The 25,652-nt window shown below is 43.3% G+C and carries 25 protein-coding genes; 10 read left to right on the top strand and 15 right to left on the bottom strand.

Translation table 11 applies throughout. From position 1 onward, the window contains the following. Window positions 1-6 precede the first annotated feature (6 nt). The 4 genes from ACMXYT_RS09575 (at window position 7) to ACMXYT_RS09590 (ending at window position 3,933) form a co-directional block, all read left to right on the top strand. Window positions 7-1,809 carry a Na/Pi cotransporter family protein gene (locus tag ACMXYT_RS09575; protein WP_415898480.1) on the top strand — a complete coding sequence of 601 codons (1,803 nt, stop codon included), beginning with the start codon at window positions 7-9 and terminating at the stop codon, window positions 1,807-1,809. 32 nt (window positions 1,810-1,841) lie between these two features. After that, window positions 1,842-2,084 (top strand): hypothetical protein, encoded by a 243-nt coding sequence (locus ACMXYT_RS09580; protein ID WP_415898481.1) that lies wholly within the window; start codon window positions 1,842-1,844, stop codon window positions 2,082-2,084. Between the two features lie 172 nt (window positions 2,085-2,256). After that, the gene (locus ACMXYT_RS09585; RefSeq protein ID WP_415905679.1) at window positions 2,257-3,177 is read left to right on the top strand and encodes an MYG1 family protein; all 921 of its coding nucleotides are present in this window, start codon (window positions 2,257-2,259) and stop codon (window positions 3,175-3,177) included. A gap of 363 nt (window positions 3,178-3,540) precedes the next feature. Further along, entirely contained in the window at window positions 3,541-3,933 is a 393-nt protein-coding gene (locus tag ACMXYT_RS09590; RefSeq protein ID WP_415898483.1) for a sirohydrochlorin chelatase, read from the top strand. Here the strand turns inward: ACMXYT_RS09590 and ACMXYT_RS09595 are convergent. Together ACMXYT_RS09595 and ACMXYT_RS09600 are read right to left on the bottom strand one after the other, a co-directional pair. Then, window positions 3,926-4,141 (bottom strand): DUF6500 family protein, encoded by a 216-nt coding sequence (locus ACMXYT_RS09595; protein WP_415898484.1) that lies wholly within the window; start codon window positions 4,139-4,141, stop codon window positions 3,926-3,928. The two genes, ACMXYT_RS09590 and ACMXYT_RS09595, sit on opposite strands and share 8 nt — an antisense overlap. 63 nt (window positions 4,142-4,204) lie before the next feature. After that, window positions 4,205-5,080, bottom strand: a complete 876-nt coding sequence (locus tag ACMXYT_RS09600; RefSeq protein WP_415898485.1) for a LysR family transcriptional regulator — start codon at window positions 5,078-5,080, stop codon at window positions 4,205-4,207. Window positions 5,081-5,174: 94 nt separating this feature from the next. Between ACMXYT_RS09600 and ACMXYT_RS09605 the strand changes: the two genes are divergently transcribed. Then, window positions 5,175-5,675, top strand: coding sequence for a lactoylglutathione lyase family protein (locus ACMXYT_RS09605; RefSeq protein WP_415891779.1), 501 nt, complete (start codon window positions 5,175-5,177; stop codon window positions 5,673-5,675). Between the two features lie 23 nt (window positions 5,676-5,698). Here ACMXYT_RS09605 and ACMXYT_RS09610 read toward each other — a convergent pair whose 3' ends face one another. Further along, window positions 5,699-6,475 (bottom strand): substrate-binding periplasmic protein, encoded by a 777-nt coding sequence (locus ACMXYT_RS09610; RefSeq protein WP_415898486.1) that lies wholly within the window; start codon window positions 6,473-6,475, stop codon window positions 5,699-5,701. A gap of 131 nt (window positions 6,476-6,606) precedes the next feature. Beyond that, on the bottom strand, window positions 6,607-7,539 hold the full coding sequence (locus ACMXYT_RS09615; protein ID WP_415898487.1) for an exopolyphosphatase: 933 nt from the start codon (window positions 7,537-7,539) through the stop codon (window positions 6,607-6,609). A gap of 380 nt (window positions 7,540-7,919) precedes the next feature. Between ACMXYT_RS09615 and ACMXYT_RS09620 the strand changes: the two genes are divergently transcribed. Then, window positions 7,920-9,122 carry a hypothetical protein gene (locus tag ACMXYT_RS09620; RefSeq protein WP_415898488.1) on the top strand — a complete coding sequence of 401 codons (1,203 nt, stop codon included), beginning with the start codon at window positions 7,920-7,922 and terminating at the stop codon, window positions 9,120-9,122. A 64-nt stretch (window positions 9,123-9,186) separates the two neighbouring features. Here the strand turns inward: ACMXYT_RS09620 and ACMXYT_RS09625 are convergent, their stop codons facing one another. After that, a complete protein-coding gene (locus tag ACMXYT_RS09625; RefSeq protein ID WP_415911364.1) occupies window positions 9,187-9,648 on the bottom strand; it encodes a hypothetical protein in 462 nt (153 codons plus the stop codon). Window positions 9,649-9,794: 146 nt separating this feature from the next. On the opposite strand from ACMXYT_RS09625, the gene ACMXYT_RS09630 reads away from it, so the two are divergent. Continuing rightward, window positions 9,795-11,690 carry a phosphate ABC transporter substrate-binding/OmpA family protein gene (locus tag ACMXYT_RS09630; RefSeq protein ID WP_415898490.1) on the top strand — a complete coding sequence of 632 codons (1,896 nt, stop codon included), beginning with the start codon at window positions 9,795-9,797 and terminating at the stop codon, window positions 11,688-11,690. 66 nt (window positions 11,691-11,756) lie between these two features. Here the strand turns inward: ACMXYT_RS09630 and torT are convergent, their stop codons facing one another. Then, window positions 11,757-12,857 carry a TMAO reductase system periplasmic protein TorT gene (gene torT / locus ACMXYT_RS09635; RefSeq protein WP_415898491.1) on the bottom strand — a complete coding sequence of 367 codons (1,101 nt, stop codon included), beginning with the start codon at window positions 12,855-12,857 and terminating at the stop codon, window positions 11,757-11,759. Window positions 12,858-13,027: 170 nt separating this feature from the next. On the opposite strand from torT, the gene ACMXYT_RS09640 reads away from it, so the two are divergent. Further along, window positions 13,028-13,645, top strand: a complete 618-nt coding sequence (locus ACMXYT_RS09640; protein ID WP_415898492.1) for a LysE family translocator — start codon at window positions 13,028-13,030, stop codon at window positions 13,643-13,645. Here the strand turns inward: ACMXYT_RS09640 and ACMXYT_RS09645 are convergent. Further along, complete coding sequence (locus ACMXYT_RS09645) at window positions 13,634-14,443, bottom strand: SDR family NAD(P)-dependent oxidoreductase (RefSeq protein WP_415898493.1); 810 nt, start codon at window positions 14,441-14,443, stop codon at window positions 13,634-13,636. The two genes, ACMXYT_RS09640 and ACMXYT_RS09645, sit on opposite strands and share 12 nt — an antisense overlap. 30 nt (window positions 14,444-14,473) lie before the next feature. Further along, window positions 14,474-15,502, bottom strand: a complete 1,029-nt coding sequence (locus tag ACMXYT_RS09650) for a zinc-binding alcohol dehydrogenase family protein (protein WP_415901112.1) — start codon at window positions 15,500-15,502, stop codon at window positions 14,474-14,476. A gap of 129 nt (window positions 15,503-15,631) precedes the next feature. Here ACMXYT_RS09650 and ACMXYT_RS09655 point away from each other — a divergent pair, with 129 nt between their 5' ends. Further along, a complete protein-coding gene (locus tag ACMXYT_RS09655) occupies window positions 15,632-16,630 on the top strand; it encodes a LysR substrate-binding domain-containing protein (protein ID WP_415898494.1) in 999 nt (332 codons plus the stop codon). A 22-nt stretch (window positions 16,631-16,652) separates the two neighbouring features. Here ACMXYT_RS09655 and ACMXYT_RS09660 read toward each other — a convergent pair whose 3' ends face one another. The 3 genes from ACMXYT_RS09660 to ACMXYT_RS09670 form a co-directional block, all read right to left on the bottom strand. Continuing rightward, window positions 16,653-18,278 (bottom strand): hypothetical protein, encoded by a 1,626-nt coding sequence (locus ACMXYT_RS09660; RefSeq protein ID WP_415911365.1) that lies wholly within the window; start codon window positions 18,276-18,278, stop codon window positions 16,653-16,655. A gap of 152 nt (window positions 18,279-18,430) precedes the next feature. Continuing rightward, on the bottom strand, window positions 18,431-19,123 hold the full coding sequence (locus tag ACMXYT_RS09665; RefSeq protein ID WP_415898496.1) for an aspartate/glutamate racemase family protein: 693 nt from the start codon (window positions 19,121-19,123) through the stop codon (window positions 18,431-18,433). A gap of 9 nt (window positions 19,124-19,132) precedes the next feature. After that, window positions 19,133-20,809 carry a diguanylate cyclase gene (locus tag ACMXYT_RS09670; protein ID WP_415898497.1) on the bottom strand — a complete coding sequence of 559 codons (1,677 nt, stop codon included), beginning with the start codon at window positions 20,807-20,809 and terminating at the stop codon, window positions 19,133-19,135. 302 nt (window positions 20,810-21,111) lie between these two features. On the opposite strand from ACMXYT_RS09670, the gene ACMXYT_RS09675 reads away from it, so the two are divergent. Next, window positions 21,112-21,882: a DUF4197 domain-containing protein gene (locus ACMXYT_RS09675; protein ID WP_415898498.1), complete on the top strand. Its 771-nt coding sequence runs from the start codon at window positions 21,112-21,114 to the stop codon at window positions 21,880-21,882. A 61-nt stretch (window positions 21,883-21,943) separates the two neighbouring features. Here the strand turns inward: ACMXYT_RS09675 and ACMXYT_RS09680 are convergent, their stop codons facing one another. The 4 genes from ACMXYT_RS09680 to ACMXYT_RS09695 all read right to left on the bottom strand — a co-directional run bounded on the left by ACMXYT_RS09680 (window position 21,944) and on the right by ACMXYT_RS09695 (window position 25,650). Further along, complete coding sequence (locus ACMXYT_RS09680) at window positions 21,944-22,840, bottom strand: helix-turn-helix transcriptional regulator (protein WP_415911366.1); 897 nt, start codon at window positions 22,838-22,840, stop codon at window positions 21,944-21,946. A 150-nt stretch (window positions 22,841-22,990) separates the two neighbouring features. Next, window positions 22,991-23,947 carry an alpha/beta hydrolase gene (locus ACMXYT_RS09685; RefSeq protein ID WP_415911367.1) on the bottom strand — a complete coding sequence of 319 codons (957 nt, stop codon included), beginning with the start codon at window positions 23,945-23,947 and terminating at the stop codon, window positions 22,991-22,993. A 315-nt stretch (window positions 23,948-24,262) separates the two neighbouring features. Continuing rightward, the gene (locus ACMXYT_RS09690; protein WP_415898501.1) at window positions 24,263-24,619 is read right to left on the bottom strand and encodes a hypothetical protein; all 357 of its coding nucleotides are present in this window, start codon (window positions 24,617-24,619) and stop codon (window positions 24,263-24,265) included. A gap of 50 nt (window positions 24,620-24,669) precedes the next feature. Further along, the gene (locus ACMXYT_RS09695) at window positions 24,670-25,650 is read right to left on the bottom strand and encodes an alcohol dehydrogenase catalytic domain-containing protein (protein ID WP_415911368.1); all 981 of its coding nucleotides are present in this window, start codon (window positions 25,648-25,650) and stop codon (window positions 24,670-24,672) included. Window positions 25,651-25,652: the final 2 nt, after the last annotated feature.

A 25,652-nucleotide genomic window follows, 5' to 3' on the forward strand; every position in this document is an offset into this window, starting at 1 on the left:
TCGTAAATGTTCAGGAAGATAATTTTATTCACCATGCTTGCGATTTTGGCTTGGGGTTTCTGGATCAGTCCGAACTTCAAGGAAATTGCTGCCGGCGTTGCTATTTTCCTTTTCGGGATGCTTGCCCTTGAAGAAGGCTTCAAATCCTTCACTGGCGGAGTATTGGAGCGAATACTGCGAAAAACGACCGATGGTCCATGGAAATCACTGACATTTGGTGTGGTCAGCACCTCTGTTATGCAATCCAGCTCATTGGTTTCAGTTATTACTATCTCTTTCTTAAGTGCCGGTCTTATTGGCTTAGCCGCCGGAATAGGAATTATTTTTGGTGCCAACCTTGGCACTACCACCGGCGCTTGGTTAATTGCTGGCTTGGGCATGAAGGTAAAGATTTCCGCCTACGCTATGCCAATGCTGGTATTCGGAGTTATTCTGATTTTCCAGAAATCGAGAACGATGAATGGCATCGGCTATATTCTTGCGGGGCTCGGTTTCCTATTCCTTGGCATCCACCATATGAAAGAGGGTTTTGAGGCCTTTCGCGATACCATTGATCTGACAGCTTTTGCTGTTTCGGGCTATGCCGGGATTATGCTTTTCACCCTTATTGGTGTCGCCGCGACTGTGATTATGCAGTCCAGTCATGCAACCTTGGTAATCATAATTACCGCGCTGGCGGCACAGCAAATCACCTATGAAAACGCTTTGGCCTTAGCAATTGGTGCCAATATAGGTACCACTATCACGGCCATCATTGGCTCGTTGAGTGCCAATGTGCAGGGTAAACGTCTTGCTGTAGCCCACTTGATATTTAATATTGTCACTGCGTTCATCGCCATTGTGTTTATCTACCAGATTGCCAATCTTGTAGATGGGTTCAGTGCTTGGGTTGGTATTGACGCAGATGATTACACCTTGAAGCTGGCCGTATTTCACACCATTTTCAATGCAATCGGTGTGGTTGCGATGATGCCTTTCATCGAGAAACTGGCCAACTCTTTGATTAAAGCTATGCCTGAAACAATGCAGCCCAGAGAAAAACCTATCTATCTCAATGAGGCAGTTGAAGAGCTACCAGACACAGCGATAGAGGCAGTGCGTAAAGAGACATTGAGATTGTATGACAACGCATTCGCCATCCTCGCCCACGGCTTGAGTTTACATCGAGATGATATTTTGTCGGATAAAGATCTTGAAGATGTCGTCAGACAAGACAATAACGTGATTCCAATCGATTTTGACGACGAGTATGAAAAGAGTATCAAAGGGCTCTACAGTGACATCGTAAAGTTCATCAGTAGCGCGCAATCGAATATGACCCCGGAACAAAGTGATGAGCTGTTCAGGCTGCGCGCAGCAGGGCGAGACATTGTGGAGGCAATTAAAGATACCAAGCACATGAACAAAAACCTTTCACAGTACATTCTCTCCCCAAACTGTCATATCCGAGCAGAATACAACAAGTTCCGTATTCAACTGGGTAACCTGATGCGTGAACTGGATAATATTCGCAATGATGACGAAGACTCTTCAAACATTCTTTCTCTAGATAATCTAAAGCTTGATATGAAAGCAAATGACGTGACTGTAAACGGTGAGATGGAAAGGCTGATTCGCGACAAAAAAATCACTGCAGTCATGGCAACATCAATGATGAATGACGCCAACTATGCTTATGGTGTTGCCAAAAACCTGATCCAAATGGGTGAGTCCCTATTCGCTAGTGGAAATTTGGATATGAATGAGGCGGTGCGCAGCGTGGCACTTAACGATGATGAAGTTGCCGAAATTCTCGAAGAAAGCAAATAATATCTCATTATGGATTGATTGGAGTTAAGATTGTGAAACTGCTTAAGCTTTTAGAAATCACCCAAGAATATCTCAACGATGAGAAGCTGAAAAAGGGTGAACGAAAGAGATGCCTTAAAGACATCCAGCAAAAGTTAAAAAAGAAAAAGAAACAACTAAAAGAAAAAATGGCTGATGAACAAGATGAAACAGAAAGAAACCTCCTGAATAAGAAACTCGATATAATCACGGCTCAACGCAAGAAAGTCATTGCAGCGCTTAAGGAGCTAGATTAAGACATTAAAGGAGTATGCCTGTCTCAAAAATCCAGATAAACACTGACCACTATCAGCAGTTATAGCTAGAGTCACTAGATACAGAAGCCCCCTATTCTTCTCTGTTACCTTCGTATAGTATCCGCCTCATCAATTAGACGATGAAGATCACGTCGCAATAGCGAGCCTAACCATGAGGGTTTGGTTAGCGGCCTTCTTTCCACACTCAAATGACGCAATAGAAATGCCTGATATCACGATAGTAACGCACAGCGGTAATTTTCATGCAGATGATGTTTTTAGTATCGCTGCACTTAGAGCTATTTTTCCTTCTTTTAAGCTGATCCGTACGCGTGATGAAGAGCTTATCCGTCAGGCTGATATCGTGGTTGATGTCGGGGGTGAGTATGACCCTGACACAGGTCGGTTTGATCATCATCAACGCGGCGGTGCCGGTGAACGTGAGAACGGTATTCCCTACTCCTCATTTGGATTGATTTGGCAGAAGTATGGCGTTGAGATCTGCCAAGGCAATGCTGAAGTCGCTCAAGCGGTGGATGCTGATCTGGTTTCTGCCATTGATGCGATCGATTGCGGTTATGGTGACGGCGTTGCTAAAGGAGTGAGCCTTAGCCAAACGATCTCTATGTTTAACCCAACTTGGCAGGAAGAGACTCATTTCGATGAGGGCTTTGATGAAGCGGTTGATTTTGCTTCTCGTGTGTTAAACCGCTTTATTGCATCGGCTGACGGTGGCATTAGCGCCAAAGATATCGTAGCTAAAGCCATAGAGAATGCCGAAGACCCTCGAGTAATTGTGTTAGAGCAATATACCCCTTGGAAAAGAACCGTACACGCTCTATCAAAAGAGGCTTTGTATATCGTTTACCCTTCAGATACAGGTCAGTGGCGTATTCAGGCCATTCCAGTTAAACCTGGCTCTTTTGAGGATAAAAAATCATTGCCTAAATCATGGGCTGGATTATCCGGTAAAGCACTGCAAGATGAGACGGGCATAAGCGATGCGATGTTCTGCCATAACGGCTTATTTATTGCAGGCTGCGAATCCTTTGACAGCACAATGAAAATGGCAGAATTAGCTCTGGCAGAATAGATCATTAAAGGGAATTGGCTTAATGAGATCATTTCCCTTAATTCCCCCCACTCTTAGAAAGCTAAGTAAGGATAATTAGGATCAAATAAAAACGGCTTTCTACTCACCCAATTCTGATCCAAACAGATTCCACCCGCGTAAGTAAATGCTTAACCAGTCAATAGAAGCCGGTGATGCATGAAAACCACTCCTGATTCATCTAGTACAAACAAGACCCCTTCCAATAACAGACTTCCATGCAGAGGCTGTAGAAAAACATGTAAGCATTATCACACTTGCGAGGGAAAACCTTGGCGGGTGAATAAAGCTCAATTCTGAACTTAGTTTAGTTGTACATATAACCCAACATTGACAGGAAATATGATGAAGTCACTCGTCATTGTGGCCCACGGTAGTAGACGTGAACGTTCTAACAACGAAGTCCTTGAGTTAACGGCTTCACTCCAGAAAAAGATTGAAAATGAATACCCGATTATAGAGACCGCATTTCTAGAATTAGCGCGCCCTTCGATCGAGGAAGCAATAGAAAAGTGTATCCAACAAGGATCGACTGACATAAAAATACTGCCCTACTTTTTATCAGCCGGTATACATGTTCATGAAGATATCCCCCAAGAAGCCGAGAAAGCATCGATGAACAATAAGCACATCAGCATAGAGGTGCTTCCACATCTAGGAAGCTCGCTGATGATGCTTGGGTTACTAGAACAGGTACTTGTTACACACGGTAATGTAGACAGTGCTATGGCTAGTTAGACTCAACCATTTCCCTAATCTTCACAGCCTTCTCAAAGTGATCAAGCTGGTGAGTTTTGATCCACCACTCGGCAGCTTCCATTAATAGGTCTGGATCATCATTTTTGTTTTTGAAGAATGCATAGAACGAGATACCTACATTGTCTCCCTTACTCGCAATCTTCTTATCGCAGACTTCGATGATCTTCTTTTTTAAACTTTTTCTCATTAGGCTGCTTTACTCACCATCAAATATTTCGGTTCTTCTAAAAATCAACATGCCAAAACCCGCTTAGCTTTCAAAGTGCTTTTTCAGAACACCTTCAAGCAATTCATAACGTTTAGGAAGTGGACGGTATTTTTTCTGTACTCGATAGACAGGCTCTTTCACAACTTCGGTTAAGTCAGCAATTTCGATGGCTTCATAATAAGCAGACCACACAATCGAGGATTCTGGCAATACGGTAAATCCCAAGCCTTCAGCCACTGGCAGTAAGATCTGGCTTAACTGATTGATATACCCCGACTGTTTTATCTCTCCCATCCCTCTGAAATGTTCAGCAAAATTATTCTCCAATATCTGCACAGCGTAATGGTGGCCGTCTGGGTGATTGATAAAGCCTAACGCCATTAATCCATCCCAATCGGCGTCAAATCCTTTAGGTATAACGAGGCACAATGGATCATGCCCAAGAAGACCCTGTTCTAATTCAACATCATTGATCAGTTGGGTAACCAAACCCAGATCGGCTCTGTTGTCTTTTATCTGTTTAAGGATTTCATGATTGGGAGCCGCTTCCATACTGATGCTTAGATCTGGATAACGCTTCTGTAATTGCAGTAGATCAGGGTATAGCTTTGTCACCATTGATCCTGAACAGGCGAGTTTAATTTCACCCGTCTCTGCTTGAACGTCTGTTAATCTATCTAAAAGAGCGGACTCTTCCTGAAACTGTTTTTGCGCGAACTCATACAACTCTTCACCCGCTTCAGTGAGTTCAAACTTTTTACCAAAGCGACTGATAATCTGGCAATTTAGATGAGCCTCTAATTTCTTAATATGCTGGCTAACCCCCGGTTGCGTCATATGTAATAACTCAGCCGTTTTCGTGAAATGTTGCGTTTCAACAAGGGTAATAAAAGTTCGGAGATGATGCGGATTAATCATAACAATAAATTATTATTTTGATTTCAAATGATAATTTTTAATAAGGATAGCCTCTTTATAAACTGCTTCCAATAAATCTTGTTGGAGCATAACGATGAATCAACCTTACCCACGTACGTTCTCTCATATTGGTATCTCTGTACCTGACCTTGAAGCCGCAGTGAAATTCTATACAGAGGTTCTAGGTTGGTATCTGATTATGGAACCAACTGAGATAACTGAAGATGACAGTGCCATAGGTGAGATGTGTACCGACGTGTTTGGCCCTAATTGGGGCTCTTTTAGAATCGCACACCTATCAACAGGCGATCGCATTGGCGTTGAGCTGTTCCAGTTCAAAAATCAGGAGAATCCTGAAAATAATTTTGAATACTGGAAAACGGGCATCTTCCACTTCTGCGTTCAGGACCCTGATGTCGAAGGTCTAGCAGAAAAGATTGTCGCAGCTGGCGGTAAAAAACGTATGGCTAAACCACGCTATTACTTCCCTGGTGAAAAGCCTTACCGCATGATTTACATGGAAGATCCGTTTGGCAATATTCTCGAAATCTACAGCCACAGTTACGAACTGCATTATGCGGCAGGTGCTTATTAAGGCGTTAAGCGATGACAAGGATATTAAGGAGTTAGCGGCTTAAGCTCCGGCAGCTCCAAAATACCATGACGTTCATATAGCGCTTTTGCGGAGGCGCTTTTGATAACGTCTCCTGCGACTTTGTTTAGATTATTTGCTAGCTCCTCACTATTGAATGCATTGTGGGAGATAACAATATGAACGTCTGTATGTTGATAGGAGTAGGGTAATACGGAGAATTGTTCGAAATCGAGTGAAGGCGTATCCGCTATGACTGCCATACCGTTACGATATTCGGCTAGCACTATATCCACTCGGCCTTTCGCCAACATTTTGAACATATTTTCAAAGGAGTTTACGACCGTTAGTTTCGGGTGTTTCTGAATAAACTCATCCTTCTGATAACCTGAGCCATCCAAAATCCCTAGATAGTAATTGTTTAAGTCAGCTAGCTTTTCAATTTCAGGGGTAAACTCTCTGCGATGGAAAACTACGGTTTGCTCGATCAGAAGCGGTGGCTCGATATAGTGCATTCGTGATTTGCGCTCTTCTGTTTTGAACATACAAAGCGAGCCATCTAGATCACCCGTATCAACGCCCTTAACCACCCTTTTCCAAGGCATAATCACAACATCAAGGTGTTGATTAGAGGCGGTGACGATCAAATCACTTAACTCAGCTAAAAACCCCTTACCCGGTAACTTGTCAGATATGTACGGTGGCCATTGAACGCAACCTAAACGAAGGGTTCTTTCAAAGGGTTCTGCTCTAAGGAAGCTTGATAGACATAAGGCTATTAGAAATAGCGAGACTTTAGGCATGACTAAAACTACATAACTGATTTAACGATCAACAATTAATTATCACCTATAGGGAATACAGCGTCACTATGATCTAAATAAAAAAACCGAGCGGGTATTAGCTCGGTTTTTTTATTCTTCTATAAACGATATTAACCATCTTGATTAATCTGACCGATCAACTCATTTAAAGTTGATTCAGCGGCGTCATTCTCAACCTGACAAGTACCCGCAGCGTGATGTCCACCACCTCCATATTTCAGCATCAGCTCGCCCACATTGGTTTTAGAGCCTCGATCAAAGATCGACTTACCGGTCGCAAATACAGTGTTCTGTTGTTTAAGGCCCCAAAGGACATGGATGGAGATATTACATTCAGGGAATAAGGCATAGATAACAAAACGGTTACCGGCGTAAATAGTCTCTTCGTTTCGCAGATCTAGAACAACGAGGTTGCCATGTACGGTAGCACAACGTTTGATCTGGTCTTTAAATTTCGCTTCTTGCTCAAAGTAAAGGTCGACCCTTTCTTTTACATCCGGCAGCGCTAGGATCTCATCGATATTGTGATCTTTGCAGTAATCGATCAGGTCCATCATCAGGTTGTAGTTGGAGATTCTAAACTCTCTAAAACGGCCAAGACCGGTACGGGCATCCATCAAGAAATTGAGCAGTTCCCACCCCTTAGGGTTCAGAACTTCTTCTTGGTTATATTGCGCCGAGTCGCCCTTATCGACCGCTTCCATCATGTCGGTCCATTCATCGGGGAAACCATCGATGCCGCCGTAATGTAGCCACACCACTCTTGCAGCTGATGGGGCTTCGGGATCGATGATGTGGTTTTCTCTCTCGCCTTTATTTCGAATGGTTTCAGATAGATGGTGATCAAATACAAGATGAGCAGCTTCGACATACGGCAGGTTTGTGGTGATGTCGTTGGAGGTTATATCGACTGTCCCATCCTGCATATCCTTAGGATGAACAAATTTAATATCATCAATCAGATCCAGATGTTTAAGCAAAACTGCACAAACTAAACCATCAAAGTCACTACGGGTTACCAACCGAAATTTATCTCGTGACATACTTCGCTTCCTTATTCTTGTTGTTGCCGGAGAGTGTTATGCACTGAAATCTATAAGCTTTTTCCAAGCTGCTAGAGCAGTATAGACAAGAATGATTGAGGAAGAAGCAAAATCTAGCTAGTGATCGTCGTCAACTATTCTAAAGAAGACTCCACCTTCATACGTAAAATAGATTCACCTACAACCTAGCTTCGACAACTTTACAGACTTCCCTTCGGTAACATAGCGGTAAAAAACTTCCGCACTCGTGCGGAAGAGCCTTTCCCCTCAGAGCAAAGAAACCTGCTTAATCCCTATAATTACGGCCTATCTAGTTCTGGAATGATTTATGCTTAAAAATGTACAAAAGATACATTTAGCTAATATTCAAGGAACCTTAGATGTCTAGCATTAATTCATACTCCGCTGTCTACGGATCATCTTTATTAAACACCAATAATCAAATAAAAACGGCTGCTACAGATTTCGCAGCAGAAGCTAACGATTTGGTAAAAGAAGGCCTTATTGGTGAAGACAGTTTAATTGGTTTTGGTGCTCAGTCCGGTTCCATCAGTTACTGGAGCAATCAAAGTCATGCTCAATGGAAAGCCTATAACCAAGAAGGCAGTGATGCTGCTCTACAAGCTGCTGAATATCACAAACAGATGATTGCTGAGCGACAAGATATCGCCAACCAATACCTCAGCCAAGTTACATCCTTAGCTACAGAGTTCAATGATCTCAGCATAGATAAGATTAGTTTTCATCAGGTGTTAGATAACGCGCAGGCTGGAAATTCTTTGACTCACGGCCTGGATCATTTGAGCGAGTCTGACGTTAAAAAAATTGAGCAGTTTTGGCAGGACCAAACGGCTAATTTAAATCGACTTGATAATAGCCTGACTCGTTTACAAAGCTTTCCAAAAGATCTTGATAATTGGCTTCAGCATCAAGACGAGCCTATCAGCGATGAAGTCTTTCAAATTGTAGATCAGCTGAAAAATAGCTGGGTGAATATAGAATCTACAGGTCCAGAAAAAGACTACCAAGCGCGAAGCTTTGACCTTCAAATAGAAGAAGGTGCCTCAACACCCAACACAGTAGCTATTTCTGAATCGGATAAAGGCTCTTCATTGCTGCAAAGCCTTGAACAAGTAGCTCTTAAAAATGCACAGATTGATTACACATCTTTTGGCTTTAAAGATAATTTGCTCGAATACGCAGGCAAAGAGTTTTTACAACATGATCTCCGACAGACTTATGCTGAAATGCAAATCTTAAGTAAAGATCTGTATTCTGAGTTTTCTGACCTGTTTGGTAAAAGCAGCGGGAATAGTCCTTACAGCTTACAAGATATGATCGATAACCACCTTGAGAACAAACCGTTAGCACAACTCGAAGATGGTTCGATACATCCTCAAGAGCTAGCAATTCAAGAATTCTGGAAAGAGAATGAATTAGCATTAGAGCAATACAGTGCCAAACAACAAAAGCTCAATGACCAGCCGGATAATTTTGGTGCTTATCAAAGCCAAAACAAGTCCAAAATTAATCAATATTTCATGGATAATTTGGACCGCTTTTTAAACATGAAACTAAGCTGAAAAGCGTCACAGATAAAAGCCAAATACGTTAGAAGTGGATAAGGCGAATAAATAAGTAAAGTGTTTACTCGCCTTCCCTAAATTCCGAATTATTCATATGTAACCCAACCTCGATAAACCACTTCGGCTGCATTTGATCAAAATCGGTTCTGATCTTGCTGTCCAGATAGCTTGCTGAATCCAGCACAAATGGCTTCCCGTCTAGCCTTTGAAACACAACCCAATGCCAAAAATCTTTGCCCTCTTCTTGATAGTCCTTAATCGATAAAAGCGCTAAATCGGGCAACTCTTCCCAAGTGTTAAACGGCGTTTCTATATTTGAAACTGAGGCATTCTGGCTCTTCAAAAGTTGACGAACGTAATCGGTTTGAGACCAGAGCGATTTGTCGTCTGCAAAGATCCCCATTGCATTGGCGATCTGTTTCATCTCGGCATATGTTTTACCCACGATATTGGCCACAGAGGCGATTCCACAGCCTGTCACTTCCTCTTGCACCACAGGCTCTATCTTATGTGCTTGTAACATGCCCTATTACTCTGCTCACTGATCAATTTAGCTCATTAATACAGATCTTAAGTTATATGTCTGCACTGTCATATTGCAGCAACCTTTACCCCCTACAATAGCCGCCTCCGTGACAGATCACCACACAAATAGATGAGAGTATTGCTGTGAAGACTACTGTTTTTGACCTTATCTGGAAGTTTAAGAACGCGCTGGAAAAACAGGGCCATGAAAAAATAGATCTACACCGCTTTACCCACGAAAGAGACTACCGCAAAGCGATCTTACTTAATGTAGATATCAGTGAGCTACCGCTAAGCCGTTCTCTACAGAAGATCTATAAAGATCTGCTAGAAGCAGACGAGCTAGAGTTGGCTAAAGAAGTCGAGCTACCACCTGAGCCAAAGCCAGCTCCTATTCCAACTCAAGAGAAGCAAAAATCGGATAAAGAGCCAAACGACAAACCTATTTTCTACGGTATTGCCGCAGTCGTTTTACTGGTATTTGGCTTCGCTGTTTTCCAATTTTCTAGCACAACACAAGAAGCTAAAGCACCAATCGCTGAGATAAGTGAGCCGAAACCTACAAGCACAGCAGCACAGGTGACCGAGCAACCTAAACCGACAGCAGAGACACCTACAGCTCAACCGGCTAAAGCCGTTGAAGTAGCCATAACTGAAATTAAGAAAGTTGAAACTACTCCACCAGCAATACAACCAGCACCGGTTGTAGCTGCACCCGTTGTCGAAGTTGAAGAGATTGTTAAAACAACACCTTTTCGCATCCAAGGTTCAAATACGATCGGTGAAGTACTTGCGCCAGAATTGCTAAAAGCGTTTTACGCAAGTGAAGGAGCCCAGCAATCCACTTTAGTTGCGAGTGATATTGAAGTCGAAAACAACTTGGAGATTACTTATCCGGGTAAAAAAGAGATCTCGGTTATCCCAATTCATGCGCACGGTTCTAGCACGGGCTTTAAAGCCCTAAAAGAAAATAAAACTGACCTTGCGATGGCTTCTCGTCGAATCAAAGACAAAGAAGTTGAGCAGTTAGAAAGCCGTTACGGCAATCTAAAATCTAAAAGTACCGAACACATCATTGGGATGGATGGTTTGGCAGTCATTGTTAATCCAGATAACCCTATTGCTCACCTCAGTACAGAAGATCTGGCTAAGCTGTTTGCCGGTAATATTACTAACTGGAGCGAGCTAGGCGGCCCTGATCTAGCGGTTAAGATATATGCCCGCGATAGCAACTCGGGCACTTGGGACTCATTTAAATCCATGGTGCTTAAAAAGCACGGGGTTAAACTCTCTGAAGCTGCTGAGCGATTAGAATCCAGCGTTGAACTATCGGATAACGTAAGTAAAACCCCAGGAGCTATTGGCTTTATCGGCCTTCCTTATGTTTTACGTGCTAAAGCCCTAGCGATCTCTGATGGTGAAAAAGGTTTACCGATCTACCCAACCTCTTTCACGATCTCTACAGAAGACTACCCGCTGGTTCGTCGTCTTTATATCTACGAGCCAAGTACCATCAGCACGCAATCGGAAGCACATCGTTTTATCAGCTTTGTTCTATCTAAAGAGGGGCAAGATGTTGTTAAGAAAGCTGGTTTTATTTCACAGAATATCTACCCGACCACGCCTGTATTAACGGATACCTATCCGCAGGAATATATCCAATCCGTTAAGAATGCTCAGCGTTTATCCCTAAACTTCCGTTTTAAAAGCGGGACTGTAGTTTTAGATAACAAAGCGGTACGCGACTTGGAGCGTGTAATTCAATTCTTTGAATCCAACCCGGGTCAGCAAGCCACGTTGATCGGCTTTTCCGACAGTATTGGCGACCCAGTAATAAATAGAACACTGTCTTTGCAACGTGCAAGAGCCGTTGAACAAGCGCTACTTGCTCGCGGAATTAATATTCAACGCTCGATAGGCTTAGGTGAAATGGCGCCGATCGCCTCTAACTTAACGAAGCTTGGCCGCGAGAAAAATCGCCGCGTAGAAATTTGGGTCGATAGCAACAACGCTCAGAGTTACAACACAGCGACTCGCTAATATTGCTATCTCCTGTCCCCAAAAGGCGATCACTTTGATCGCCTTTTCTATATATAAACCATCTTGTTATCGAGTTCTAAACTCCGTTACTTCTGGCTCAAAGTAAGCAGGACCAAAGAGTTTATAAAAACTATATTCATTGATATTACTATTTGTGATCATTAGAAAATCAGGTTTAGCATGATAAGGAAAATCAACGCCTGGCTTTTGGCCATTCAAGGTCTTAACCATCATATCTATAGCTAACTGACAAATTACGAGTGTCTGATCATGGGGAGCCGCTTTAACATTCCCATTCTTTATATCGTCATAAATGTCTCGAGTGATGTAAGTAGAGACAACCTCTGCACTACTACTTTCACCTAAATCACTCAATATTTTCGCCGCCTCTTTCGCGGCTACAGCATTGCCAACAATATAATCGATCTGAGCTAGGCCTTTCGCTTTAATTAAGGTGGATACTCGCAATCTTTGTACCTTGTGACGAGTATCCCCATACAGCGGAGGAAATATCGTTATGGTTTGATTAACCGGTTTAAGCTCTGAAATAGCAGCCAAAAAGCCTTCATACATATCATCGGCCCAACCTGACCGCTTAGGCCCGGGAAAAAACGCGATATTGATATCTTTGCCAATGGAGTCTTCGACAACATATTTACCCGCCGCATAACCCGCATCTTGATATGAAACCATCGCTTTCGCTTTAATCGCGGAAGACTTAATCTCGTTAATAAGACCGATAACAGGCAAGTCTAACTGTTGTAGGGTTTGGTCCATTTTAACGTTATCGACGGTTGCTAAAATGATCCCATCAACCTCTTTTGATAACTGGACAAGCTTGTGCCGTTGATCCCCAAAATTACCATATCCCCCAAATGAATAGAGTGATAATTGAATACCCAATTCCTTTGCATGAGAGATAAGTCCGTAGCTAGCAGTAATCCAATAGGGGTCATTAAGGTGTGGAATCAATACAGCTATATGATAAGGCTTAGCTGGGGTTACAGTTTCCCATGACTCTCTCTTAAATTGAGGAGTGGTTGTAAGAAAGTTTGTTTCTAATGAATAGTAACTTTGAACATTCAAGGGCGAATCTGCCGCTAGTAAATTTGACGCAAAGAAAAATGATGTAAAGATAAAGATTAATAGTTTCATGTAGCTAAGCATGAAATAACGCCTTAACGAATATAGAGCATCAATAAATAATAACTGTAAGACCGCGATATACTTTATAGCAGCAATATGAAGATAAATCCCTTGCCTTTTATAGGCTCAAATCACATAGTGGCTGGCTAATATTTACTATCTTAAACGCTACACGATCACAGAGTTTCATTATGTCATTAGAGAGCGCTATCTCTTTCTTTTTGGCCGTTTTAGTCTTTGGAGTTACTCCAGGCCCAGGCGTATTCGCCATATTAGCAAGAGCTCTGACCTCTAATGCCCGCTCATGCATATCCCTAGCTTTGGGTATGACCATCAGCGATATTCTCTACTTAATCGCAGCTTGTTTCGGTCTCGCCGTTATCGCTAACCAATGGGGTGAACTGTTTACGGTAATCCGCATTGTCGGGGCGATTTATCTTGTCTATCTAGGATGGAAGATGTGGAATGCACCATTAAATCTGGATTCAGAGCCTGACAAGAATTCTAGATCAGGTGCGATTTCGGGATTTGTGCAAGGCTTTTTGATATCCGCTTCAAACCCCAAAGTCATCCTCTTTTACATCGCCTTTCTTCCAACATTTATGGATTTAGAGGCGCTAAACGGAGGAGACATAATCTTAGCCTCTGTATTAACGCTGATAGCATTAATGATTGGAATAATGATGATCGCTATTTTTGCGGCAAAATCACGGCGTTTTTTCCAGTCAGAGAAAGGTGTTAAAAGGCTAAACAGAAGCGCTGGATCCATTATGGTTGCAGCGGGCGCCTATTTAGCCTCACGCCACTAACTGCTGAATGATGCTATCCATCGCCTGCACAATCTGTTCATTTTTTTGCGGATTGAGCGCGCCTTCATCTGGCTGAGCAAACGCACCTGAATCATTATCAAAATACTCCCCCGCTTTATCGGAAAACTCATCTGATAGAGCGGCGCGGATCAATATATCTGCCCCTTGGCTGATGTCGTTCCCGGCAACGCCAAAACCATCTTTAACCATTTTGGTGGCTAACAACGAACCTGGATTTACAGAGGCAACCAATACGCCCTCATTAGATAGCTCAGTCGCAAGGTGGCGTGTCCAAGCGATCAACGCCAACTTGCTTTGCGCATAAGCTGACATAGCTCTGTCTGCCGATTTGTTACCCAGAAGAAATTCGATATCGACTGGCGCTTGAGCGGCCGAGGCCAAATTAATCACTCTACTGCCTTTAGCTAAAGCAGACTTTAACTGCTTCATCAGGAGGTAAGGCGCGATGGTATTAACAATAAACCGAGCATCATATCCATCATCAGTTACGGGCTGCTCGACCTTAAATACCCCGGCATTATTGATCAAAACATCGATGTCAGTGTATTGCTTACTGACCTCATCCGCCAGCGACTTAACTGCATTCAAATCAGAGAGATCAGCAGTAAAACCAGAGATTAATTCAGAGCTGTAACTTTGACCTAATTGGTCGATCACTCTTTCAACTTTCTGAGGTGTTCGACCATGAATCAATACATGGTGCCCTTGCGCCAGAAGCTTCTGAGCCGTCGCGAGACCAATGCCATCAGTCGAGCCAGTAATTAATATGGTTTTCATCCGTTAATCTCCCTGCTGTAGCGGTTTTACTTAGAAGCCTTCAAGTACGATCTTGCCGATAGAACGACCCGCCTCTAACTCAGCATGGGCGGTTTTTAAGTTTTCAGCATTAATGGTGCCCAGGTTTTTACCTATAGTTGTTTTGATAAAACCTTGATCAATCAGATCAGCTACTCGATTTAGCAGTTTAGATTGCTCATCCATATCTTTGGCATTAAACATCGAACGTGCGTACATAAATTCGATATGCAAAGAGAGGCTTTTCGGCTTCATCTTCATCACATCTAGCGGTTCCGCTGGATCATCAATCATCGCGATTCGACCAAACGGCGCTAGCAGCTCAGTATAGGCATCAAAATAGCTATCGGTGCTATTTAAGCTAGCAACGTGGGTAAGCGGCCCAAGATCCAAAGCATCAATTTGCGCTTGAAGCGGTTTGGTGTGATCTACTACATAATCCGCACCTAAAGATTTAACCCACTCACGTGATGCATCACGAGAAGCGGTCGCGATAATAGTTGCCCCAGTGATCGCTTTGGCAAGCTGAACCAAAATAGAACCCACACCACCAGAAGCCCCAACTACCAGTAAAACTTCATCGGTCTTAGTCGTCTCGTTTGGCTGCTGTTGTTTAAGCTCAAGGTGCTCAAACAATAGCTCCCAGGCGGTAATCGTTGTCAAAGGCAGTGCTGCTGCTTCAGATAGACTCAAGCTCTTTGGTTTATGACCTACAATGCGCTGATCAACCAATTGGTATTCAGCATTGCTACCGGCACGATTCAGGTCCCCTGCGTAATACACTGCATCACCGGGTTTAAACTCGGTGACCTGATCACCAACTGCGATCACCTCACCTACTGCATCCCAACCTATGACTTTATAACTGCCATCTTCATTCGCCATACGTTGACGGATTTTATAATCAACCGGATTCACGGCAATCGCTTGTACTTTCACTAGTAGGTCTTGGCCTGTTGCGATTGGCTGAGGTAATTCAATATCCACCAATGAATCTTTGTCAGTAATCGGTAGGGATTTTTGGTAACCAATAGCTTTCATTGTTTGTTGGCTTGTCATCTTCTCTCTCCACTGCCTTGGTTCATTGTTTAAGAACAGGCAGCTGTATCTGGCTGAATGTGTTGCAACAGATATTAGTATTTGATTACCAAGCTATAAACAGCATAATACTTGAATTACTATCAAATAATTTTTGAAAATATGCTTTTAGAAGATCTACAGGTTGTTTTGAAAGTAGCGGAGTTTCGCAGTATCACGGCCGCTGCAGCTAATCTTGATATGCGCACTGCTACAGCCAGTGCAGCGATAAAACGAGTCGAAAGCCAATTAGGTGTTGATCTGTTTATCAGAACAACTCGACAGCTAAGGCTATCTGCAGCTGGAGAGCGCTATATACCGCAGTGCCAGCAAGCCCTTCTTACTTTGCAACTAGCACAGCAAAATATCCGAGATGATCTCAATGTGGTTGAGGGGGAACTTCGTATCTCTATCTCATCTGACCTTGGCCGAAATCTGGTCATTCCATGGTTAGATGAGTTTGTCGATCAGCACCCTAAAATCAGTCTCAAAATTAACATCAGCGACAGCACTATCGATTTTTATCGTGACTCTGTCGATCTAGCACTGCGTTACGGCTCGCCTACTGATGCGAATCTATATGGGTTTAAGATCTGTGATGTACCGGCATTGTTATGCGCGACACCCGATTATTTAGCCAAGTACGGTACACCCACTCACCCCCAAGAACTGACCAACCATAACGGCCTGTTTTATCAGCTACACGATATTACCCATGATGTTTGGGAATTTACTGAAGAGAAGAGCACCCAAAAAAATAGCGCAGAAGGAAATAAAACTCATAAGATAAAAATGAAGGGGAACAGAGCTTCCAACGACGGTGATCTGGTTAGACGCTGGTGCACCTCAGGACAAGGTATTGCGGTGAAATCCTGCCTAGATATCTCGAACGATCTACTCTCTGGCAAAGTCGTTAATGTGATGCCCGAGTTTAGTCCAAGGGTTACAGAACTGTGGCTAGTCTGCCCTAGCCGTCAATCTATTACTCCTGCAGTCAGAGCGCTAAGAGATCATGTCAGGGATAAAAGTCATCTGATTTTATCTGAGTTGGCTAAGCAAGATTTCTTAAACCAGCTTGAATCTCCAACATAGATCATTAGAACACACGGTAGGTTTAAGCCTCAGAAGTGCTCTGCTTTAACGTCTCGATAATCGCTTTTAGGTACTCGAACTTATCCTGCTCATCCGCGATTTGAATCTCTGTTCTCTCTCTTAGATCTTGCAAGACAGAAAGCCGTTCATGTTCTACATAAACCCTTGCTTCCTCTTGCTCTGTTTCACCGTCGGTTTGTGTCACTTCTCGGCTCTGGCTCGTTTCTCTCTGCTCTACGGTGCTTTCTGCACGAACACTCTGGCGTGTTTCACTTTCACCTCTTCGCTCAGCTAATTCGTCTGCAGCTTGGTCTTGAGCTAACAGCAGATCTAAGAATGTAGGACGCTCGTCAAACACCTCCTGATCCCTAGTTACGGTCTGTTCCTGACCAAAACGATCAATGGCATCTTGATACTGCTCGGCTAAACCACCAATGGCTGGTGTATTTTCCTCATGTACCGCTATATCCAACTCTTGAATACTGGAGACAGTCCCATCTTCAAATAAGAATACGCCGCTGCGTTTTACTTGGCCTAACAGGTTGTTCTGATCATCGGTCAGATCAAATGAAGATGATGTTGAGCCCAGATAGATCGCACCAACACCAGCACCTTTCAGACTGGTTAGCTGATCATTACCCTCTTCATCACGGGTCCAAACTTTCAGCTTGTTAAAGATCTCATCGTTTTCATCAATCCAATGATTATTGTCCGAGTCATATTTAGCTAGATCAGAGAAACCATCTTGCCCCTGCGTACCAAACAGCTCAGAGCCATCATTAATTTGGCCGTCATTATTGATGTCTAAAGCCAAGAACCCGCTACCCTGAGCAACAAAAGAGATCTCTTCTTCAGTGCCATCAGCATTGAGGTCAAAGCTGAAACTGCTATTGGTTAAACCGGCTGCACCACCATGGAGATTGATCACCAACGGATCGATCAAACTCCGATCGACTCGCTCTTCACTAAAGCGTTCTTCCAAGACAAAGCTACGTTCTATTTCTAGCTCTAACAGGAAGTTGATCTCTCGACCATCTTCAGTAGTAATGACACCTTGCGTGCCTACCGAGAGTTTTTCCTCTTCGGTATATACGCGTTGATTCGCTATCTCGACCCGGACCTCATCAGCGACCTGTCTACCTACATTCAAGGTGATATCAGATATATTTATATCGAGCTGTTCAAAGCTCGCTCGCGCTTGCAACTCTTCGGTACTAATAGCTTGTATATCTTGATCGCTAAAGGCTTGTATATCTTGTTCGCTAAGGGCTTCTATCTCCTGAAACGTCTCTAACGAAGCAAGCTGAATATTCCGTACTGGAATCTGTGGGTTCATAGCCAAACGTTCAAGCTGCATCCCTTCATGCAACACGGTTTCAACCAGAGAGCTTACATTGTGTGTTTGCTGGATTTGTTTGGTGCCTTGCGTCGATTGCACACTACTTACGCTATTCACACTGGCAGCTTTTTCCGAACGCATACGCGCGTCGTAGGAGAGGTCAACGCTCGTTCCCGCTCGCCAGTTAGAAGCCGCTTCTGGTGACAGCGTCACTTGCTGACTAACCGCAGCGCTCTGTTGTTGAGCTGAATCGGTGATCTGTTTTTCGTGCTGGCTATTAAAACCAATCATCGAACTGGAGATTTTCATGAGGCCTCCCTGCCGCGGCACCCAGAGGTAAAAAGATAGTGTAAGAAACCCTATCGGCCTAAATAGGAGGATAATGAGAAGAAAAGGAATAGGTACAGAGGGTACAGTTAAGCGAGCCGCTCCCTCTGTTCTAAATAACGATGACGTGAGGGCTACGCAAGCGCCAATTCAACTGCCGCTTGCGCGTGGATTGCTGTGGTATCAATAAGACGGATCTCTGTATCACTCTGTTTCACCAGCATACCAATTTCGGTACAGCCTAAGATCACAGCTTCCGCACCCTGTTCTGCCAGTGCTTTGATGATTCTTAAGTACTCGGATTTAGAATTGGGATTGATCTGACCTAAGCACAGTTCTTTATAGATAACCTCGTGAACAACCGCTCGATCAGCTTCATTCGGGACAACAACCGATAGACCAAACTTATCTGTTAATCGGTCTTTATAAAAACCCTGCTCCATAGTGAATGCAGTGCCTAATAAGCCAACAGTGTTTATATTTTGTTTAATCAACTCTTCAGCTGTGGCATCGGCAATATGAATCAACGGGATATCGATCGCCGCTTCAATCTGAGGCGCAACTTTATGCATAGTGTTGGTACAGATAAGGAGAAAGTCAGCACCTGCCGCCTGAATATTTTTAGCTGCTTGCGCCAAGATCGCAGCGGTTCCTGCCCAATCCCCCTGATGCTGCAGTTTTTCGATAGGATCAAAATCTACGCTATACATCGCTATCTGCGCAGAATGTAAACCACCTAAGCGCGACTTAACACCCTCGTTTATCGAGCGATAATATCCCTGCGTGCTCTCCCAGCTCATTCCACCCAGTAAGCCGATCGTCTTCATGTTAATCCTTTAAATTTCACTGACTAATTCTCGAGTGGGTTCAACCTTATAGGCGACCCGATTTCGACCCGACGCTTTCGCTTTATACAAGTAATGATCAGCTTTATCGATAAGATTAGACATACTATCCATCGGATCACTCATCTCAGCGATACCGATGCTCACCGTATATTGCACATCAAGCTGTTGCTGTTGAACCACCTGATTAGAGATAACACCAATCAATCGCTCTGCCAATGTTATCGCTTCATCATGCTGCGTTTCTGGGAGGACCAAAATAAATTCCTCTCCACCCCAGCGCGCCACGATATCTCCGGCGCGAAGTTCTCGCATCAACAGCCCAGATAAATCAAGTAACACCAGATCGCCAAAGCTATGACCATAAGTGTCATTGATCTCTTTAAATCGATCAATATCCATCAACATCACGCAGAGATTACGTGTGTTGCGCGTGGCATTACTGTAGATCGGCTCAATAACCTTCTGAAAGCCGCGGCGATTATATAAACCGGTCAACTGATCTCGATCGGCTAAACGTTGGGCTTCAATTTTTTCGGTTTGGCTAATGCGGAATTGGTAGGCAAGCGCTAAAGCAAAGAGTACTGCCTCAATCAAAATACCGTACTCTACCGCGTGGAAGCCAAATGCGTGGTACTCAACAACACCAGATACAGTGAAAGCCGTAACAATTGCGCTGATCATGGCAAAAATCGCGGCGCCCAAAAAGTATTTAGCTTCCTTAACACCTGCATGACAGGCAACTACACCAGCGGTAATCATTAAGAGAGCAAATGGGATTACACAGATAAAAGCAGTTACCAACATAGTCAGGTAATTGCCTGACAGGGCATACCAGATAACCGAACAGAGCATAAATGTGTTTAGCAGATTAAAGCTTGTGTTTATCCTAGGAAATTTCGTTGGCAATGCCAGAAAGGCCCGACAAAATAGGTTCCCTAGATAGGCAAACAGCATCATCATAGGAGGAATCATCTGGTTCTGGAACTCAGGCCAGTTAGGCCAGATCCATTTAAATGCATGGCCGGTATAAGCCAGATTTAAAATAATAAAGGTTGCCAAGTAGAGCGAATAAAAAATATATCTTCGGCTTTGCAGACTGAAATAAAGCAATACATTGTAGATCAGCAACGCCGTCAGAAAGCCGTAAATAATCCCGTATTCATAACCTGAATTAATCTTCCGCTCCAACATGTCGTTTTCTGTTAAAACAAACAATGGTAATAGTTGCGGTTCTGGCGTTTCGACTCTAATTAATACTGAGGCCTCGCCTGGCTGGAAGTTGTGCGGGAAAGAAAAAAATCGGCTTGTACGGTTCTCTTCATAGGGAGTCGCGTCACCCGCTTTATCGCTTTGAAGTAACTTACCCTCTTTAAATACGAATAGATTTATATGATCTAACCACGAGTTTTCGATTTGGATATAACGAAGCTGTTCGCTTTCACTGAAGTTACTCACTTCAAAATGAACCCAAACCGGCGGTGCACCCAGACCAAAATTTAGGATATCGGACTCCGAGCGTGTTCCCTTGGAACGAACATCTTTTAACGCTTGATTTGGGTGAAGACTATTACCATCTACTTCCTGCAGATACCGAGTATTAAACGGCTCTACAGCAAAAGATTTTTCGATACTCTGACCGGCATAAGAGGGAAATGAAAAAATCAAAAGAAGAGTACACAGGAGGAAAACAAACACCCTCCCGCTGGCGGATAACAAATCAGATATGTCCTGATGAAACCTAGGCACCTATATCCTTTCCTCAGACGGTAAATCCTTAAGTCAAATACCCACCTCTAAACTATGGGTACTTACCCTACCGATACTAGCTTAGTCGTTCTGCACAAAAAACACTTTTTTATAGTCCAATAGTTTACGTTTTTTACTTATTAGACTGCTTAGGATGTTAAGGCTCTGTTCGTGGTTCTTTGCTATGCTAGAGCCAATAGCGACAAAGGGAACTTTTACACATGAAAAAATCATATCTGATCGCCTCTATCCTAACGGCATCAATGGCTTCCGCTACAGCTCACGCAGGTTGGGCTGACGCACTTAAAGAAGCCGTTCAAGATGAAGAGCTGCAAAAGAAAGTACTTGATACAGCAACAGGCAGTGCTAGCAGCGGTAAAGTGACTAATCTAGACACGGAAACGCTAATTAAAGGCCTTAAAGAAGCGTTAGAAGTTGGTAGCAAGCGCGCTATCGAAGAGATCAGCCAACCAGGCGGTTATCTAGATAACAAAAACATCCGTATTCCTCTGCCAGATGGTATCGATAAAGTAGCCTCCCTTCTTCGCAAATACGGCCTAGAAAAACAAGTTGATCAGTTTGAAGAAAGCATGAACCGCGCAGCGGAGAAAGCAGCTCCTCAAGCAACCGATCTGATTGTCGGTGCGGTAAAAGAGATGAGTTTTGAAGATGCTAAAAAAATCTACCAAGGCTCTGACGATGCAGCGACTCAATACTTCAAAGAGAAGACTAGCGATAAGTTGCGCCAGTTGTTTCAGCCAAGCGTAAAAGAATCCCTAGGTCAGGTTGGTGCGACTCGTTACTACAATGACCTAGCCGGTGAAGCCAAAGATATCCCATTTGTAGGCGAGAAAGTTAACGTAGATTTAGATAACTATGTGACTGAAGAAGCCCTAAACGGCTTATTCACTATGCTTGCAGCTGAAGAGAAGAAGATCCGCGAAAACCCAGCAGCGCGTACAACAGACCTGCTAAAAGAAGTTTTCAAATAATCTCACCTAGAAAATTAGCTACCAAAAAAGCCGAGATCCTTAAAAAGAGCTCGGCTTTTTATTAGACTTCGCGGTACTTGCCAGGCGTCGTTCCAAAACGCTTTTTAAACGCTCGAGTAAAATGCGATTGGTCATTAAAACCCAAATCTAAAGCCAACGACATAATGTTTGCATGGCCGGATAGCAACATGGTTTTCGCTCTATCTAAGCGTCTATTTAAAAGATGCTGATAAGGCGTCTCTCCCACCATTTTTTTAAACTCACGCAGGAAATAGAACTTACTGCATCCGACCTCTTCCGCCAGATCATCAACCGTTATCTGACGATCAAGGTGCTTATCGATGAATTGATTGACGATCTCTAACTCCCTGTCACAGAACTTAGAATTTAGCGCCCTATCTTGCTCAGAGTCTGCAAAGTCAGAATAGTTATTGAGGTAATGAACAGAGAGCATTGAGATAAGGCTAACGAGATACTCTTTGCCATTTTTGCCACCGTTTTCCACTTCCATTAAAAACAGTTCGATCATCCCTTTCAGGACATTATCGTGAACATTGTAGTTTTTAAGAAAGCCGATCGACTTTCCTGCAACATGCAATGGGCAGTGCTTGAGCAAAGTGTCTTGTTCGATCGCCAGAATCACGAAGTAACAGGGGTCATCGATTTTGTGAGTGAAAGGCGTATTCGGAGGATTGATCCATACATCGCCCGGAACCGTCACTAAGTGCGACATACCCTCTGGCATTTCCGCTTCCCAATGCAAGTCCTCTTCAAGTGCTAAAGCGAAGTAGAAATAAGGTGTACTCACTTCCGTAGGATAGAAATGCGGAGATGTGCCTTTTTCCAACACCACCCCCTTCCAGTTCAGATCTTTACTAGAAAGCTGTATATCAAGAACATCGCCACAATCTGATGGTTGGCCTGACTTATGATCAATAAACTTTAAAAGTGACTTCATAATGCTCTATTTCTAACTACATTTTTCGGATCTAAGTTCTCAGAGTATATGCCAGACAATTAGTTTCAGTCGCTTTATCGGTCTATCTAACAGAACTATGCCCTCAGATGAGGGCATTTCTAACCTTTAAGTTATCTATCTCAAGATTCTTTAAAGGCTGTTATCAAAGTGCCTTACTATCTCTGTGACGGCTTTTCCTACAATTTCAGGTTGATCATAAAAATCAAATTGAGAAACACCATCGAACCAAACAGAATCAACATTCTCGTTGGCATTAGCCAAATACTGATGCGTGCCGGCAGGAAGCGCCATAGATTCTGATGCAACCATCAAAACAGGCTGATCCAAATGAGCAGCACTTTGCTGCGCATCGTAGTTGAGCCATCCATCCCATGAAGCAACATTAAATTGATTATCGTATTCAGGAATTAGGCCTCGATCAGATTCTGTATAGTAAGGAGTCTGATACATCAGTGCGCTCTCATTGCTTAAGCTAGCTGCTTCGATATAGATCTGTTCAGCACTGTTTTGAGCCTCTTTGGCAGCAGCAATTAAACTACTAACACTTTCTTCTCCGCCATAGATTTCGGTCGCCATTTTTTTATCATGTAACCAAGGAGCAACGACAGCGACGCTTTTCAGGTGCTTATTACCGACTGCCGCATCCAGCATATAGCCAGACGAAGCACACACACCCAAACCTGATATGTGGCTGTTATCAATCAGATCCAATTCAGATACAGCATCAATCACTGCTCTAATGTCTTCAGTCTTTCGCTTGGGATCCTCGAGAAAACGAATTTCATTTGGCGAATGACCCCAACCTCTGAAATCAAAGGTTACCGCTGCATAGCCTTGATCAACTAATGCTTGGGCATAAACGGCAGGCATCTGTTCTTTAACCGTAGTCCAAGCGCCTGTGACAATCACAACAGGCGGATTCTCGATACCTGCAGGTAGATATAAATTGGCTGCCAACGGGCCTACAGGTGTATCTAATTTAATTGTCTGCATAGTCATATCATTCATCGCTCTTGTGGAGTTGTTATTACCGGCCCAAGTAACCAGCGGTAAAATTCCTAGTACAAAAAAGAGAAGACGTTTCATCTTAAGTAGCTCCTATTTTTCAACTAACTTAGAAGTAGTTTAAAAGGAGAACGTAGATCGAACTTGCAGATTACTGCTCGGATATTTGTAAATTATTGCTTGACGCTTTTGCGTATAATTGCGGCTAATGGAATGCCAATAGAAAGATAGACTCGATTAATTTGGCTCTGTTAACTTTGCTTCCAAAGAGTCAATTTTCAACATATCCCCCAGCCTAACGACCTTCACTTTTTGATTAACCATCAAATCGTAACTCTCGCCAGAATATGTAGCGGCGCGCCAATTAACTTTGTAAGCAACAGACCACCCTTCCTATTAGTTCCCTTCGACTTTTAAGTCGGTCAGTTGGTGACTATTCCACTGAATATTATCTGTTACGCCCTTATACCAGTGTAAAAAGTCATCATGGGAATTAACCGTGTAATCGGGGTAAATCAAACGAGCACTCGGTGAAATACGGTTCAGAAAATAGCCAGCTTCACGCTGATGATCAAAGGCTGCAAACCATTGGTAGATAAAACCAATAACATCATTTTGACTGGGCTCGTAACGAGCCTTAGCGTCATAACCTGTACTCAAGTTATTTACTGAAGTAGCTTTATCAGACGCATAAGCAACATTGCCCATGAAGGCTAGCGCCAGCACAAAACCTAATATATTTTTTGTATTCATTTTGAACCTTAAAAAGAAGCTGCTTGAAAGCTACAATCGTTTTGCTTTAGTCAAAACGCCATTACGAGCTTACCCACCGTACGTTGCTGCAGCATCTGATCTAAATGTGCAGCAACATCGTCAAATTCGACTTTCTGAATTGAAGGTAAAGTAATAGCACCCGACGCCACTAGCTCAGTAAAAGATAGGCCTGCACAGATCATTTTCTGCTTCGCCGCCTCTCCATTTCTATGGCCTGATCCTAAGCTTAATTGATGAAAGCTAAGTCCTTTAATGAAAGCATCTTGATACTGCTCTGGACGAAGTGTGCGCACTAACTCAACCATTTCACCTTCAAATTTGAGCAGATTGGCTACCAAAATGTCATTGTCCCCACCAACAGCATCTAATCCTTTTGAAACACCCAAGCCGTGCGTGATTTGCATCACCTCCTCAATGACATCACTGTTTTTATAATCGACGACATGTGTTGCCCCGAGGTTATAAAGATAGTCATGATTAGGAGCAGAGGCTGTAGTAATGATCTGCTTAGCGCCAATATGATTGGCTATCTGAATGGCGTAGCTGCCAACACCACCAGCACCGCCGGCGATAAAGAGAGAGTCTTGATGGGTTAAGTCGAGTTTATCAACTAGTGCTCGCCATGCAGTCCATCCAGCACAGGGAATAGCAGCGGCTTGGATGGCCTCTAAATCTGGATGCTTGATGACTGTTGATGCACTCTGGACAGAATACTCTGTAAAACCGCCATGAGGTTTAAGCATTTCCCCATGGCATAGCACCTTATCGCCTACACTGAAGTCATTAACAGCGTCCCCTACTTCAACAATCTCACCTGCGATATCTAATCCAGGGACCCAATGCTCTGCGCTTGCTGGAATCATGGATTTCCAAAGGCGAATCTTGGCATCAACCGGATTAAGGCCACAAGCAGACACTTTGATTAATATCTCGCCATCACTCGGACGTGGAACAGGTATATCTTTGTAAATAAAGGAGTCGCTATTTTTATCAAATGTAAGCGCTTTCAAAT

The organism is Neptuniibacter sp. QD37_11, assembly GCF_047778105.1.
Classification (GTDB): Bacteria; Pseudomonadota; Gammaproteobacteria; order Pseudomonadales; family Balneatricaceae; genus Neptuniibacter.

Excerpts from the sequence above, each read along its gene's own strand:
- ACMXYT_RS09575 (WP_415898480.1), top strand. The coding sequence starts at position 7 with ATGTTCAGGAAGATAATTTTATTCACCATGCTTGCGATTTTGGCTTGG.
- ACMXYT_RS09585 (WP_415905679.1), top strand. The coding sequence starts at position 2,257 with ATGAGGGTTTGGTTAGCGGCCTTCTTTCCACACTCAAATGACGCAATA.
- ACMXYT_RS09590 (WP_415898483.1), top strand. The coding sequence starts at position 3,541 with ATGAAGTCACTCGTCATTGTGGCCCACGGTAGTAGACGTGAACGTTCT.
- ACMXYT_RS09595 (WP_415898484.1), bottom strand. The coding sequence starts at position 4,141 with ATGAGAAAAAGTTTAAAAAAGAAGATCATCGAAGTCTGCGATAAGAAG.
- ACMXYT_RS09600 (WP_415898485.1), bottom strand. The coding sequence starts at position 5,080 with ATGATTAATCCGCATCATCTCCGAACTTTTATTACCCTTGTTGAAACG.
- ACMXYT_RS09605 (WP_415891779.1), top strand. The coding sequence starts at position 5,175 with ATGAATCAACCTTACCCACGTACGTTCTCTCATATTGGTATCTCTGTA.
- ACMXYT_RS09610 (WP_415898486.1), bottom strand. The coding sequence starts at position 6,475 with ATGCCTAAAGTCTCGCTATTTCTAATAGCCTTATGTCTATCAAGCTTC.
- ACMXYT_RS09615 (WP_415898487.1), bottom strand. The coding sequence starts at position 7,539 with ATGTCACGAGATAAATTTCGGTTGGTAACCCGTAGTGACTTTGATGGT.
- ACMXYT_RS09620 (WP_415898488.1), top strand. The coding sequence starts at position 7,920 with ATGTCTAGCATTAATTCATACTCCGCTGTCTACGGATCATCTTTATTA.
- ACMXYT_RS09625 (WP_415911364.1), bottom strand. The coding sequence starts at position 9,648 with ATGTTACAAGCACATAAGATAGAGCCTGTGGTGCAAGAGGAAGTGACA.
- torT (WP_415898491.1), bottom strand. The coding sequence starts at position 12,857 with ATGCTTAGCTACATGAAACTATTAATCTTTATCTTTACATCATTTTTC.
- ACMXYT_RS09640 (WP_415898492.1), top strand. The coding sequence starts at position 13,028 with ATGTCATTAGAGAGCGCTATCTCTTTCTTTTTGGCCGTTTTAGTCTTT.
- ACMXYT_RS09645 (WP_415898493.1), bottom strand. The coding sequence starts at position 14,443 with ATGAAAACCATATTAATTACTGGCTCGACTGATGGCATTGGTCTCGCG.
- ACMXYT_RS09650 (WP_415901112.1), bottom strand. The coding sequence starts at position 15,502 with ATGAAAGCTATTGGTTACCAAAAATCCCTACCGATTACTGACAAAGAT.
- ACMXYT_RS09660 (WP_415911365.1), bottom strand. The coding sequence starts at position 18,278 with ATGAAAATCTCCAGTTCGATGATTGGTTTTAATAGCCAGCACGAAAAA.
- ACMXYT_RS09665 (WP_415898496.1), bottom strand. The coding sequence starts at position 19,123 with ATGAAGACGATCGGCTTACTGGGTGGAATGAGCTGGGAGAGCACGCAG.
- ACMXYT_RS09675 (WP_415898498.1), top strand. The coding sequence starts at position 21,112 with ATGAAAAAATCATATCTGATCGCCTCTATCCTAACGGCATCAATGGCT.
- ACMXYT_RS09680 (WP_415911366.1), bottom strand. The coding sequence starts at position 22,840 with ATGAAGTCACTTTTAAAGTTTATTGATCATAAGTCAGGCCAACCATCA.
- ACMXYT_RS09685 (WP_415911367.1), bottom strand. The coding sequence starts at position 23,947 with ATGAAACGTCTTCTCTTTTTTGTACTAGGAATTTTACCGCTGGTTACT.
- ACMXYT_RS09690 (WP_415898501.1), bottom strand. The coding sequence starts at position 24,619 with ATGAATACAAAAAATATATTAGGTTTTGTGCTGGCGCTAGCCTTCATG.